This window comes from Jeotgalibacillus soli (assembly GCF_000829435.1).
GTDB lineage: Bacteria > Bacillota > Bacilli > Bacillales > Jeotgalibacillaceae > Jeotgalibacillus > Jeotgalibacillus soli.
This window is the reverse complement of record NZ_JXRP01000009.1, coordinates 363,054-375,840: the sequence shown is the minus strand read 5'-3', so window position 1 is coordinate 375,840 and position 12,787 is coordinate 363,054. Positions and strand designations below refer to the sequence as shown.

Sequence of the window (12,787 nt, the reverse complement as noted above, 5' to 3'; positions counted from 1 at the left end):
GCAATCGGTTGCGCAAAACAAAAAAGGAGTGGTACAAATGAACGTTACAGTATGGAATGAATACAGACATGAAAAGCTGCATCAAGAGGTACGCGATATTTACCCTGAAGGGATACACGGCGCGTTGGCATCCATGCTTCAGACACAGGAATTTATAGTTAGAACAGCAACATTAGATGAGCCTGAGCATGGCTTATCTGAAAATCGATTATCTTCAACAGACGTTCTTCTCTGGTGGGGTCACATCGCCCATGATGAAGTGGAGGATGCGATTGTTGAACGTGTGAAAAAGCGGGTTTTAGAAGGGATGGGGCTTATTGTCCTTCACTCCGGTCATTTTTCAAAAATCTTTAAAGCATTAATGGGAACCTCCTGTGATCTAAAATGGCGTGAAGCTGGCGAAAAAGAACGCTTATGGGTGATTGATCCAAGCCATCCAATTGCCGATGGTCTTCCGGAATATATTGAGCTCGAACAAGAGGAAATGTATGGAGAGCATTTTGACATCCCAGCTCCTGACGAATTGGTCTTCTTAAGCTGGTTTGAAGGCGGCGAAGTATTTAGAAGCGGTGCTGCCTATAAAAGAGGAAATGGGAAAATCTTTTACTTCCGGCCAGGTCATGAAACCTACCCAACCTACTACAATGAACAAATCCAAAGAGTGATTCAAAATGCTGTCCGCTGGGCCGCACCCACCACTCGAGAGTACCCGGTTTACGGAAATGCACAACCATTAGAAAAGCTCTCTGCTAATAAAGCTTAAACGATTTTTTTAATAATCTTATCCAATTTCGAATGGGCAGGTGATTTCAATGACAAAATTACGAATCGGATTAATTGGAGCTGGAGGCATTGCAACAACGAGACATCTCCCCTCCTTTCAAACATGGCATGAGATTGCAGAGGTAACCGCTGTTTGCGACGTGAACGAGGAGCGGGCATCATCTGTGGCTAAAGAATTCTCGATTCCTTTTCATACAACGCAATTTGAGGAATTGTTCGAACACGTGGATGCCGTTACCATTTGCACGCCAAATAAATTTCATGCAGAAATTGCAATTGCTGCTTTACAAGCCGGTAAACACGTGATGTGTGAAAAGCCGATGGCGATGACGGCAATAGAATGCCAGGACATGATTGACGCTGCCGAAAAAGCGGACAGAGTTCTTTTGATTGCTTATCATTTCCGTTACACAAAAGAAGCACGGGCAGCAAAGCGGTTTATCCAGGAAGGTGAAATTGGACGTCCTCTTGTCTCCCGTGCACAAGCAATCCGACGCCGTAAAGTTCCTGGATGGGGTGTTTTTACAAACAAGGAGCTCCAGGGCGGTGGGAGCCTGATCGATTTTGGCTGCCATTTTCTCGATTTGGCTTTATATTTAATGGACTTTCCCGAAATTGCCGAGGTTTCTGGCGGGACTTATAACGAATTAAGCCGTCAAGCTGAGATTGTTAACCAGTGGGGATACTTTGACCCCTCCACCTTTGAGGTAGATGATCACGCAACAGCCTATATAAAATTTAAAGATGGGTCCACGCTATTATTTGAGACCTCATGGGCAGCTAATTTAGCTGATGACCAGGAGACGGTAAGCGTGTCGGGCACACAAGGCGGAATTGACATCTTCCCTCTTAAACTCTATCAAGCTAAATACGGCATGCTTCTAGACCAGGAGCCATATTGGATTTCCGACGAAGAGGATCCAGGTATTCCGCAAGCGTTAAATTTTATTGAAAGCTGCCAAGGACGACAGTCCCTCGTTGTAAAGCCTCAAGAAGCGATGATAGTTTCAAAGGTAATAGAAGCAATTTATAAAAGCAGTGAGACAGGCAAGGCTGTTTCTTTTGTATAAAAAAGACGATTCAGCGTGAGTGCTGGATCGTCTTTTTAACCAATATTAACAATGAAGCTAGTTAGTAATCGGACGAAAGCTATTATTCGCTCGGTTATTAGAAAGAATAAATAATTTAGTCATTTGATTTTTTCTTTTTACGACCAGTTGAATGCTGAATCTCTTTAATCGCATCACGGGTTGCATCTAAGTACTTAATCGTTGATTCATATTGTTTGGATGCGACCGACATGAAAAGGATATCGATAACATGAAGCTGGGCGAGTCTTGAAGAGGTTGCACCACTGCGGAAATTCGCTTCTTTCGTTGGCGATGTGAACAAAGAAATATCAGCCATTTCTGAAATCGTAGACTGCCCATATCTTGTTAAGCTAATCGTCGTGACGCCTTTCTCCTTCGCTAGCTCCAAAATTTTCACCACTTCGGATGTCTCTCCAGAAAAGGATATGCCCATAACCACATCGCCTGATTTAGCATTAGCGACAACTGTAGCACCCATGTGGGGATCTGTAAAAGCAGTAGATGTTTTATTAATTCGTAAAAATTTTTGCTGGGCATCCATTGCTGGAATGGCTGATGCCCCTACCCCAAAGAAATGAATCGAATGGGCATTTTTTATCTTTTCTACCGCACGCAGCATTTTATCACTATCCAATAACTCTGCCGTCTCTAACAGAGTTTGAACTGCTAAATCTGTTACTTTATCAATGGTTGTTTCCACAGGTTCATTAGGTTCTATATCACGCGTTCCCACTTCTTTTTTTCTTCCCAAATCACCATTGATACGCAGTTTTAAATCCTGGAATCCCTTTAGCTTTAAGGATTTGCACAATCTCGTAACAGCCGCACTGCTTGTCTTGCTTTTTTCACCTAATTCTGAGATGGTCATTCTCACAGTTTTCTCGGGATTTCCCAAAATATAGTCCGCAATTTTCTGTTCAGATGGAGGAAGCTCCTGTTTCATTTCTTCCAGTAAAACTAAACCTCCGCTAGAAATCCCCATGGTCAACCCTTCCTTTCATTTAGCTATGTTGAATACAATAAATAGGATTTGCGTTTCTCTTTAAATTCCTTTGACGCCTTCTCGACTCTATCTAAATATGGACTTATTTCGCCTTGTAGAATAGCATTTCGAAGTTTATCTGAGCCACTGATTAAGTCGAACATGGGATGACGAGAAAGATCAGATCGTAAAAAAACAATATGATCCAAATATAAATCATAAATCGTTTTGACCAAATAAACACCAGTCTTCCATGACTCCAGTTCTGATGGGCTAGTGACGTGAAGCTGAATCCCTTGGCAGGTTTCATCTTTATATTTTTGGTACGTTGGTTTAAACGAAATGGCTCTTGCTTTTACTCCCGGCAGGCCAATGGCATTAAAAGTCTGCTGCAGCTGTCCCCCATCGATAAAAGGTGCTCCTACGATTTCGAATGGCTGAGTGGTTCCTCGACCTTCAGATACGTTCATGCCTTCGATTAAACACGTCCCTGTGTATAAAAGCATCATATGGTAATTAGTTGTGTTTGGAGAAGGCGGTATCCACGGTAAACCGGTATCCATCACCGACATTTGCCGTCTCCACCCTTCCATCTTAACCACAGTTAGTGTGCAATGAATATTAAATTCTTCATTAAAATACTTTGCAAGCTCTCCCACTGTCATTCCATGACGATTGGGGATGGGATAAAGCCCGACAAAAGAACGAAAATTTTCTTCGACGAGATTTCCTTCTACTACCTCACCGCCGATCGGATTTGGCCGGTCAAGTACGATTATTTCTTTATCATGTTTTGCGCACGCTTGCATCATGTAAGCCATCGTGTAAATGTATGTATAGTAGCGTGCGCCAATATCCTGCAAATCAAACAAAATAACATCAAACGTTGACATCATCTCATCTTTCGGTTTTTTTGTATCACCATATAAGCTATAGACAGGTAAGCCTGTTTCACGATGGATTGAATTAGATAATTTTTCTCCTTCTTTTGCTACAGCCGTAATCCCATGCTCAGGGGCGAACAACACGGTCAAATTGATGCGCGGATCTTCATGCAGCAGCTGAATCGTTGTAATAAGTCTGCTATTCGTACCTGTTTGATTTGTAATTAGCCCCACTCGCTTACCAGCGTATTGATCCGCACAGGTAGATAAAAACATCTCGATGCCAAGTTTTACAGCTGCACTCATCCTGCATTCACTCCTTCTACGGTAACAGGTAAAACGCCTCCAAGCTTCATATCACCCGTCAATGATCCGATTACTGTTTCATAAGTCATTTCTGTATATTCATATGTACATATCACTTGATGTGCCTTGTATAAAAGTGCTGCATCATATGGGTTCCGCAGTACAACCGCATCTACTTTTGGATGTCCCTCTAACAATGCCTCCAGCATTTGCTGCTGACGTATATCGGTATGTGCATTTAACGTCAACACAATGATCCGGTCGAATTTTTCACTTTCGCTAACGACACACTCTATATCTTCCTTTTGAATAGGCGTCTTTAGTTCAAGCCCCATTGTTAATGGATGATCCTTTTTCAATAAATGTACGAATGCTTCTGTTGAATACCTTCTATCTTCTACAATGGACGTATATTTGTTTTCCGGGAAAATGATCAGTATTCGTTCATCTTTATTCAATTTTTTTGTCACACTGCTGCCAAGTAATGTAATCCCTTGGTTGTATATGCTTTTCATTTGTGTTCGGTGCTCACTAGATCCTACATAAGCCGGAAGTTCATCTACCTCAAAAATCTCATCAAATGATGAATATTTCTTCGCCATCTCAGCTATACGCTGAATCGATTGCTGGATTCGGCTATGAGAAATTTCCCCCTCTTCTACTGCTTTTACAACGTGTTCAATTGCTTCTTTTTGTATGTGATATGAATGCGATATCATGACAAAATCTATACCAGCTTTGATTGCCTCAACTGCTCCCGCTACCGTACCGATACCATTTTTTACCGCTTCCATTTCCATACAATCCGTCGTGACCACTCCATTAAATCCAAGTTTTTCACGAAGCAACTCGGTTACAACCGCTTTGGAAAATGTTGCTGGTTTATTTAGAGTCTTTTCTAATGCCGGAAAATACACATGAGCGGTCATTATAGCATCTGCACCAGATTCAATGCATTGTTTAAACGGGACTAGCTCGATTTGATGGAGTCTTTCTAAGTCATGTGATATGACCGGTAAATCCAAATGAGAGTCGACACTCGTATCTCCGTGCCCCGGAAAGTGTTTTAAGGTTGTCTGTACACCCCCAGCCTGCATTCCTTTCATTGATTGCTCAACGAAGCTTGCCACTTGACTCGCATCTTCTCCATATGAACGTACACCGATCACTGGATTTCGGGGATTATTATTGATATCTGCAACAGGGGCTAAATTCCAATTGATCCCAAGAGCCTTTAATTCCTTTCCTGTTAAAAAGCCAGCCTTATATGCATACTGCGGGTTATTAGTTGCACCAATCAGCATCGAGCCAGGAACAATCGTAGTTCCTTCACTTAAACGTCTAACCGCGCCATTTTCTTGATCAGTGCAGATCAGCAATGGATGATCATATCCCGCTGACTTCGCTTCTCTTTGCAGGGAATGAGTTAGCTTGAGAAGTTCTTCTGGGGTACCGATATTCCGTCCAAATAAGATAACCGCTCCGACATGGTACGTGTGAATCATATCTATTATTTCAGGTGTCGCTTGAGTACCATCAAAACCAACGACAAATAGGCGACCAATTCTTTGCTTCAAATTCATGAAACTCCCCCTTCTTCAACTGTATTGATGGATGCATGAAAGTTTGAAACGAATTCAATTTTGGGCATTTCGTTTAAATAATGCAGTGCAGCGATGGCAGAACCTCCAGCGGGATCGATCCGAGGGAATTGAAAATCAAATGCATACCCCTTGGACAAAAATAAGGCTTTTAAGGACGAAACCACTAACGGAGAATGTTGAATAAATCCGCCCGTTAAAATCACTTTCTGATGAACCGCATTGCCAAACAATTTTTTGTGCAACGTCATAATAGAAAGCGCAAGATCCTCTGCGGCTTCAGACAAAATATGATTCGCTACTTCATCTTTTTGTTCAGCTGCTAGTAAAACAACCGGAGATAAACTGGCAATAACAGTCTTCGAATTGTCGGAACGATAAATAGCGGAGATAAGCTCGGGAACTTCTGTTATCGAAAATCGTTCAATCAGCAGCTTGGTTAAGAGCGTCGCTTTTCCACGTCCATCATAAGCCTGCATAACAGCAGAAAGGGCTTTCACTGAAATGTGATATCCACTTCCCTGATCATCAAAAAGATATCCCCAGCCACCTACTCGTTCACATTCCCCTTCTTTGTTCAATCCGTATGTAATAGCGCCCGTTCCTGCTATTTGTAAGATACCTGGTTTACCAAGCGTCCCTGCGTACAGTGCATTAATAGCATCAATATCAACCCAGATCGGAAACCGTCCCTCTGTCAAATCAAAGAAGATTTTCTTCAAATGGGATCTGCTAACAGCATCACCTGCACCCGACATTCCAGCAAACCCCGCTTTTACTTGCTTATATTCATTGGGAGCTTGCAGCTGAAGCCCAACCAAAATGCACTGTAAAGTTGTTTTCAATTGTTCAGATGGAACAGCAGTCGGGTTACTCGGGCCAGCTTTGGAAACGGCATAAACCTTCCCTGTTTCATCGAGCAGCACCGCTTTTGTTTTCGTTCCACCACCGTCAATTCCGATGACATATGGCATATTCACACCTCTTGTATATGTAATAAAAGCCAGACCCTTCACACAAGTCTGGCAAAGAGTTCTGGCATCTTAGCGCTCCTTATTCAGGGCGTGACGTACGAATCCATGTGAATAAGCTAACTTCTGTTCGGCTTCTTCACGAGCGGCTCCTAAAAAATGCATAACAAGCGCAGTTTTCACTTTAAGATTTGCTTGCTCAAGTAAAAGCTCGGACTCTTCTAAGCTTAGGTTAGTAATGGTTGAAATCATTTGTTTTGCGCGTTCTTTTAATTTGTAATTACTTACATTTAAATCAATCATTAAGTTTTCATATGTTTTACCAAGTTGAATCATTGAAGCAGTTGAAATCATATTTAAAATCATTTTTTGTGCAGTTGCAGCTTTTAGACGTGTTGAGCCAGTTAAGACTTCTGGACCTGTCACTGCCTCAATAGCCACTTCTGCACAAGAACTAATCACCGCGTTTTTATTATTTGAAATGGCGACGGTTTTTGCTCCTATTTCCTTTGCATAAAGCAATCCGCCCAATACATAAGGTGTACGGCCGCTTGCAGCAATTCCAACAACAGTATCTTTGGGACTCAGTACGATCTTTCTTAAATCCTCCGCCCCTTGTTGCTCCTTATCTTCAGCACCTTCTATAGCAGTCTTAAAAGCGGATTCGCCGCCAGCCACAACCGCCTGAACAACGTCTGGAGATGTACTAAATGTTGGAGGACACTCCACTGCATCCATGATCCCCATTCTTCCGGATGTACCAGCACCTATATAGATCAGCCTTCCGCCATTTTTTATAGTGTCAACAGCTAATTCAACCGCTTTTTCAACTGAATCCAATACGAGATTAACAGCTTGAGCGACGGTGTGATCTTCTTTATTCATCAAGAGAACAATTTCTTTTGCACTTAATTGGTCAAGTTCCGTTGAATGTTCATTCCTTCTTTCTGTTTGCAGTTCGGAGATCAAATTTTTTGACACCACCTTAAATCACGCTCCTCTATATGCGTAGCGTACTGTTTGAATATGTTGTTTGTTCTTTCTCTTTTTTCTCTTGTTCCTTGCTAAAGCCATTCATGACATTAAGAGCACTTGTCCGAATTAAAAGCGAGATTATGCCGACATAGAGCAGAAAAAAACCAATAAAAGTTACTGCCAATAGGGCTGTAATTGAGATTACCTGGATAAAAAATATGATCGTATACCACGGATACTTCAGAAAATATCGAATCGATTGATTCATCGCTTTCATTGTTTTCGATCCATGCACAGCAATGAGTGTAAGTGAATACATTTGGGTAAGTAAAAACATGACACAAAGATAGGTTTGAAAAACACTAAAAATGAAAAGAGCATAGCTTGAATCTACTGACTGGTAATACCACCAAGTAGATAAAGGTATTAGCACCGCTAAAGAAATGAAAAAAGATAGTAACAAGCTTTTTCGATAAAGAGTAAAAAAGCCTTTCCAAAATAACTTAATGGTGTTTTTTTCATGATTCAATCGGCGATTTATTGCGTATACCGCTGCAGCTGACGCAGGAATGGCAATAAACGCTAAATAGACGAATGCTGTTTGAAGCGGTAAAATGATGATTGCCGGCACGATCAGAATCGACCACATTATACTGACCAGCACTACCTCCACGATATTGACGTATACTAGGCTCCCTGATTTAAGCAATACATGACTTACAGAATTCATCTTGACGTCCTCCTTAAGGTTGCTGCTATATTAACCAATCCGCATTTGAGTCTGAGGATCAAAGAGCGTCATTTTCTCCATATTGATGTAAAGCTGGTGTTTCTTAAATACCTCCATATGGTAATCAGAGCTGATCTTTCCAACAATTGTTTCCTCGCCAATCCCAAAATAGACTAAGAACTCTGAACCTAAATGCTCGACAATCTTTATCACAGGTTCGATTACGTTCTGTGCTGGCGCGTCAGGTAAATGCTCGATATTTATGACATCCTCTGGGCGAATACCAAGAACAACTTCTTTTCCTTGATACTCCGCATACTTAAGCAATTTGTCTTCTGGGACAACTAATGCATGCTCAACGGTTTGAACGATGTTACCGTCTAGTCTGCCTCTGACAAAATTCATAGGAGGAGAGCCGATAAATCCAGCAACAAACATATTTTTAGGATTTTTATACAGCTCTTCTGGCGTATCGATTTGTTGAATTTCCCCTTGATTCATTACGACAATACGCGTGCCAAGTGTCATTGCTTCAACTTGGTCATGTGTCACATATACAATTGTGGCTCCCAATCGTTTATGTAATTCAGATAGTTCCATCCTCATTTGCACACGCAGCTTCGCATCCAAATTACTAAGAGGCTCGTCAAACAGAAAAACTTTAGGATTACGCACAATGGCACGTCCAACGGCGACCCGCTGACGTTGCCCTCCACTTAGTTCACGAGGTTTTCGATCTAGTAAATTTTCTAAACTTAAAATTTGAGCAGCTTCACTTACTTTTTTCTCGATCTCTTCCTTTGGTCGTTTTAAGTTTTTCAAACCAAACGACATATTCTCACGAATGGTCATATGCGGATACAAAGCGTAATCCTGGAATACCATTGCAATGTCACGATCTTTTGGATGAGCTTTATTAACCGTTCTGTCCCCGATATAGATATCACCAGACGTTTGTCGTTCTAAACCGGCAATCATACGCAGCGACGTCGTTTTACCACAACCTGAAGGACCTACGAATACCATGAACTCTTTATCTTCTATCGTAAAAGTAGCATCATTCACTGCTGTGAACTTGCCTTTATTATCATCCTCGAATTCTTTCGACACATTTACAAATCGAACTTCAGACATAAAGTCACCCTCCTAACCCTTCACTGCACCAATCGTGATGCCTTTAAGGAAATACTTTTGTAATGCCAAAAATACGATAAACATTGGAATGGCTGTTAGTACGGCACCTGCCATCATCGCTCCGTAATCGGCAGTATATTGATATCTAAAACTAGTTAATCCTACCTGAAGCGTACGCATTTCGTTTGAACTTGTTACTAGGAATGGCCAAAAGAAGTTATTCCAATTTGCAACAAACGTAAAAATACCGAGTACGGCTAAACCTGGTTTTGCCATAGGTAATATGACCTTCCAAAAAATCTTTGGTTCTGAACAAGCATCAATTCGAGCTGCGTCAATTAATGTTGATGGCAGCGAGGCCATGAACTGACGTGCAAGAAAAATATTGGCTGTTGTAACGAGTGTTGGAATAACTAGCGCTAAATACGTATCCGCCATTTGAAATGTATTAACAATCAAAATGTAAAGCGGAATAAGCGTGATTTGACCTGGAATCATCATTGAACCAAGAAGGATCCAGAAAATCGTATTACGTCCAGGAAACTTAAGCTTCGCAAACGCATATCCGGCCAGTGAAGCTAAAACGACATTCGAAATGGTTAAAATGGTAGACACAATCACACTATTTAAAAACCAGCGTGCAAAGCCGCCCACATCGAATACACGTCTGTACGCATCAAGCGTAGGCTGATCCGGTATTAGCTGAGGAGGCACTTGAGTAATAGAAGTCGTATCCTTTATTGAGGAAATAAACATCCAAATAAGCGGTACAAACGTTAAAATCGCCCAGATCGTAAGTACTATGTAGATAACAGATAGCCCGACTATTTTAAATATTTTTCGTTGTTTATCTTTTTTCTCATCCAATTGAAGTTGGATTTGTTGGTGGTTTGTCGCCATACTGCACCTCCTAGTACTCAATATCTGAAGACATGAATTTGAATTGAATCACTGAAATGATAATGATGATGAAGCCTAAAACAAATGATTCTGCAGCTGCAAGTCCAAATTCGAACGATAGAAAGGCATGTTCATAGATCAAATAAGCAACTGTTGTTGTCGCTAAATTTGGTCCGCCCATCGTCATAACATATGCCTGTTCAAACACTTGGAATGAAGCGATGACTCCCATAACTAATAAATATAGAGTAGTAGGCTTTAACAGCGGCCATGTAATATTTTTTAACTTTGACCACCAGCTCGCTGAATCAATATCCGCCGCTTCGTACAAGGATTTAGGAATTCCCCCCATAGCAGCCAAGTAAAGTAAAATACCTGCACCATGTGCCCCGAGATAGGTCATGAGAATGAGCGAAAAAAGTGCTGTATCAGGATTTGCCAGCCACATCACCGAGTCAAGTCCAAGGAAATCGAACACAGCGTTGAGTAAACCAGCTCCAGTTGGATCAAAAATCCACAGCCAAATGAGGGACATCGTAATACCTGATGTAACACCAGGCAAATAGAAAGCCGCTTTAAAAAATGTTTGTGATTTATTATTTAATGGAAAAATCATTAATGCTAGAAAAAGTGTAATTAAAATGTTAACCGGCACAGTAGCCACTGTATAAATCAATGTATTTTTCATGGCCTTCCAAAATACAGGACTGTCCATCAAGCTTCTGTAATTATCTAAGCCGATCCATTCAGATCCAAGTACACTGTACTTTTGAAAGCTGTAGATAAATGCCATTACAAGCGGGTAAACCGTAAACAAAACAAATAGAATAACAGGTACTAAGATAAACGCATAACACCAGCCGTAGTCTTTAAAAAACTGCACGGTATTTTCCCAAGTAAATCTCTTTTTATTCATTTTAGATGAATGGTGGGATGCAAGCATGCACTCATCTCCTTTCAGGCTTTTTGCACATTGTTCTAAGAAGAGAACCCAGACCTCACGGCGAGGCCTGGGTTCTAGCAGCTTATTCTAATCCTAAGCCGTCAGCATATTCTTCCCAAGCTTTAACCGTTTCTTCAGGAGATGCATTTCCAATAATGAAAGATTGATAATTTGGCGTAATGGACTCAGTTCTTAATTTCCCTACATTCGGAGCAAGCTCCTCAGACAATTTTGCAGCTGGCGTTAACGTCGTAATGTAGCGTTGGATAAACTGACCATTTGGCGTATCAAGTCTTAGCTCTTCTTGGTACATTTCTTGACCCGACTGACGGGAAGGCGGGATAGATAGTGTTGCACCTAATTTACCTGATTCAGTACTTGTTAATTTCAATAATAGCTTTGCTGCGTTTTCAGTATGCTCTTCCCCTTTATCATCCTTTTGTTTAAATAACATCAAACCACCCGCGCCTCCGAATGCATTTTCTTTTTCCCCTTCATTGTGAGGAAGCGGAAGCAAAACGAAATCTATTTTTTCTCCTTCGATTTTACCTGCATCAATTTCCGCGTTACGGTTTTCATTTTCACCAATTTTATAAGGACCTGTTCGACCATAAACCATCCCTTGGCCATTGTTAAACATCTCGTCCGCTTTCGCTGGATCAATACCGCCTGTTTCTGCCGGCATAATGCCATCTTTACGGAGCTTTTCTAAAAATGAAAGTGTTTCGAGTGCTTTATCACCTGTAAACATGAATTTACCATCTTCAGTAACCATGTTGCGAACACCGTTTTGCATCATTAACTGTGTGAATGTTTCTTCATTTTGTCCTTGTGTGATGAAACCATAGACTTGTTGCCCATCAACTGTTTTTGTTCCAGCCTTTGCGATTTCATAAAATTCATCCCATGTCCAGCCCTCTTGCTGAACTTTCTCTACATCCACACCAGCTTCTTCTAGCATTGCACGGTTCCCGCCCCATGTATGAACAGAGATATAGTGAGGGAATCCCCAAAGCTCGTCTTCGTAGGTATACATTTGCTCACCAAAATCATTTAGATCCTCTAAATCTTCATCCGTTACATAATCACTGATTGGCACTGCCAACCCTGTATTTACATATTTTTCATCAAATAAACTAAAGAATATATCAGGGGGATTTCCTGAGTTAAGAGCAGCAGTAAATTTATTCCCGCCCTCAGCCCAAGATAGAATTTCATGCTTTACTGTAACCCCTGGATTTTCCTCTTCATACTCTGCAATTAAATCTTTTAAATCGTCTTCATACGACTGTTGTCCTGTTTCTTCATTAGCTTGATAATGTGGATATGTCCATACCGTTACTTCTTGTTCGCTGGCATTGCTTTCACTTTCGCCTCCGCTTTCACTTCCGCTTTCCTCACCTTGACAGGCAGCCAGTACAATTGCAAAAATCATCATGAGTGCAAATAAACCAAATTTCTTCATCCCAATCCCCCATTTCTTTTTC

At 41.2% G+C, this 12,787-nt stretch carries 12 protein-coding genes; 2 read left to right on the top strand and 10 right to left on the bottom strand.

The window, feature by feature from the left end; translation table 11 throughout:
* Positions 1 to 37 precede the first annotated feature (37 nt).
* Both KP78_RS04830 and KP78_RS04825 read left to right on the top strand, forming a co-directional pair.
* A complete protein-coding gene (locus tag KP78_RS04830) occupies positions 38 to 763 on the top strand; it encodes a ThuA domain-containing protein (RefSeq protein WP_041086771.1) in 726 nt (241 codons plus the stop codon).
* Positions 764 to 812: 49 nt separating this feature from the next.
* On the top strand, positions 813 to 1,853 hold the full coding sequence (locus tag KP78_RS04825) for a Gfo/Idh/MocA family protein (RefSeq protein WP_041086770.1): 1,041 nt from the start codon (positions 813 to 815) through the stop codon (positions 1,851 to 1,853).
* A gap of 115 nt (positions 1,854 to 1,968) precedes the next feature.
* On the opposite strand, the gene KP78_RS04820 is transcribed toward KP78_RS04825, so the two are convergent.
* The 10 genes from KP78_RS04820 to KP78_RS04775 all read right to left on the bottom strand — a co-directional run bounded on the left by KP78_RS04820 (position 1,969) and on the right by KP78_RS04775 (position 12,765).
* Complete coding sequence (locus KP78_RS04820) at positions 1,969 to 2,856, bottom strand: MurR/RpiR family transcriptional regulator (RefSeq protein ID WP_041086768.1); 888 nt, start codon at positions 2,854 to 2,856, stop codon at positions 1,969 to 1,971.
* Positions 2,857 to 2,879: 23 nt separating this feature from the next.
* Positions 2,880 to 4,046: an exo-beta-N-acetylmuramidase NamZ family protein gene (locus tag KP78_RS04815; RefSeq protein WP_041086766.1), complete on the bottom strand. Its 1,167-nt coding sequence runs from the start codon at positions 4,044 to 4,046 to the stop codon at positions 2,880 to 2,882.
* Complete coding sequence (gene nagZ / locus KP78_RS04810; protein ID WP_041086764.1) at positions 4,043 to 5,629, bottom strand: beta-N-acetylhexosaminidase; 1,587 nt, start codon at positions 5,627 to 5,629, stop codon at positions 4,043 to 4,045. Before nagZ ends, KP78_RS04815 begins: the two co-directional genes overlap by 4 nt.
* A complete protein-coding gene (locus tag KP78_RS04805; protein WP_041086762.1) occupies positions 5,626 to 6,621 on the bottom strand; it encodes an N-acetylglucosamine kinase in 996 nt (331 codons plus the stop codon). Before KP78_RS04805 ends, nagZ begins: the two co-directional genes overlap by 4 nt.
* A 69-nt stretch (positions 6,622 to 6,690) precedes the next feature.
* On the bottom strand, positions 6,691 to 7,599 hold the full coding sequence (gene murQ, locus KP78_RS04800; RefSeq protein ID WP_235420836.1) for an N-acetylmuramic acid 6-phosphate etherase: 909 nt from the start codon (positions 7,597 to 7,599) through the stop codon (positions 6,691 to 6,693).
* A 19-nt stretch (positions 7,600 to 7,618) separates the two neighbouring features.
* The gene (locus KP78_RS18500) at positions 7,619 to 8,323 is read right to left on the bottom strand and encodes a hypothetical protein (protein WP_052474587.1); all 705 of its coding nucleotides are present in this window, start codon (positions 8,321 to 8,323) and stop codon (positions 7,619 to 7,621) included.
* A gap of 30 nt (positions 8,324 to 8,353) precedes the next feature.
* Complete coding sequence (locus KP78_RS04790) at positions 8,354 to 9,457, bottom strand: ABC transporter ATP-binding protein (protein WP_041086760.1); 1,104 nt, start codon at positions 9,455 to 9,457, stop codon at positions 8,354 to 8,356.
* 12 nt (positions 9,458 to 9,469) lie between these two features.
* Positions 9,470 to 10,357: a carbohydrate ABC transporter permease gene (locus tag KP78_RS04785; RefSeq protein ID WP_084219723.1), complete on the bottom strand. Its 888-nt coding sequence runs from the start codon at positions 10,355 to 10,357 to the stop codon at positions 9,470 to 9,472.
* A 10-nt stretch (positions 10,358 to 10,367) separates the two neighbouring features.
* A complete protein-coding gene (locus tag KP78_RS04780; protein ID WP_052474670.1) occupies positions 10,368 to 11,273 on the bottom strand; it encodes a carbohydrate ABC transporter permease in 906 nt (301 codons plus the stop codon).
* A gap of 109 nt (positions 11,274 to 11,382) precedes the next feature.
* Positions 11,383 to 12,765, bottom strand: a complete 1,383-nt coding sequence (locus KP78_RS04775) for an ABC transporter substrate-binding protein (RefSeq protein WP_041086758.1) — start codon at positions 12,763 to 12,765, stop codon at positions 11,383 to 11,385.
* Positions 12,766 to 12,787 lie beyond the last annotated feature (22 nt).

Excerpts from the sequence above, each read along its gene's own strand:
- KP78_RS04820 (WP_041086768.1), bottom strand. The coding sequence starts at position 2,856 with ATGGGGATTTCTAGCGGAGGTTTAGTTTTACTGGAAGAAATGAAACAG.
- KP78_RS04790 (WP_041086760.1), bottom strand. The coding sequence starts at position 9,457 with ATGTCTGAAGTTCGATTTGTAAATGTGTCGAAAGAATTCGAGGATGAT.
- KP78_RS04785 (WP_084219723.1), bottom strand. The coding sequence starts at position 10,357 with ATGGCGACAAACCACCAACAAATCCAACTTCAATTGGATGAGAAAAAA.
- KP78_RS04815 (WP_041086766.1), bottom strand. The coding sequence starts at position 4,046 with ATGAGTGCAGCTGTAAAACTTGGCATCGAGATGTTTTTATCTACCTGT.
- nagZ (WP_041086764.1), bottom strand. The coding sequence starts at position 5,629 with ATGAATTTGAAGCAAAGAATTGGTCGCCTATTTGTCGTTGGTTTTGAT.
- KP78_RS04780 (WP_052474670.1), bottom strand. The coding sequence starts at position 11,273 with ATGAATAAAAAGAGATTTACTTGGGAAAATACCGTGCAGTTTTTTAAA.
- KP78_RS04825 (WP_041086770.1), top strand. The coding sequence starts at position 813 with ATGACAAAATTACGAATCGGATTAATTGGAGCTGGAGGCATTGCAACA.
- KP78_RS04805 (WP_041086762.1), bottom strand. The coding sequence starts at position 6,621 with ATGCCATATGTCATCGGAATTGACGGTGGTGGAACGAAAACAAAAGCG.
- KP78_RS18500 (WP_052474587.1), bottom strand. The coding sequence starts at position 8,323 with ATGAATTCTGTAAGTCATGTATTGCTTAAATCAGGGAGCCTAGTATAC.
- KP78_RS04775 (WP_041086758.1), bottom strand. The coding sequence starts at position 12,765 with ATGAAGAAATTTGGTTTATTTGCACTCATGATGATTTTTGCAATTGTA.
- KP78_RS04830 (WP_041086771.1), top strand. The coding sequence starts at position 38 with ATGAACGTTACAGTATGGAATGAATACAGACATGAAAAGCTGCATCAA.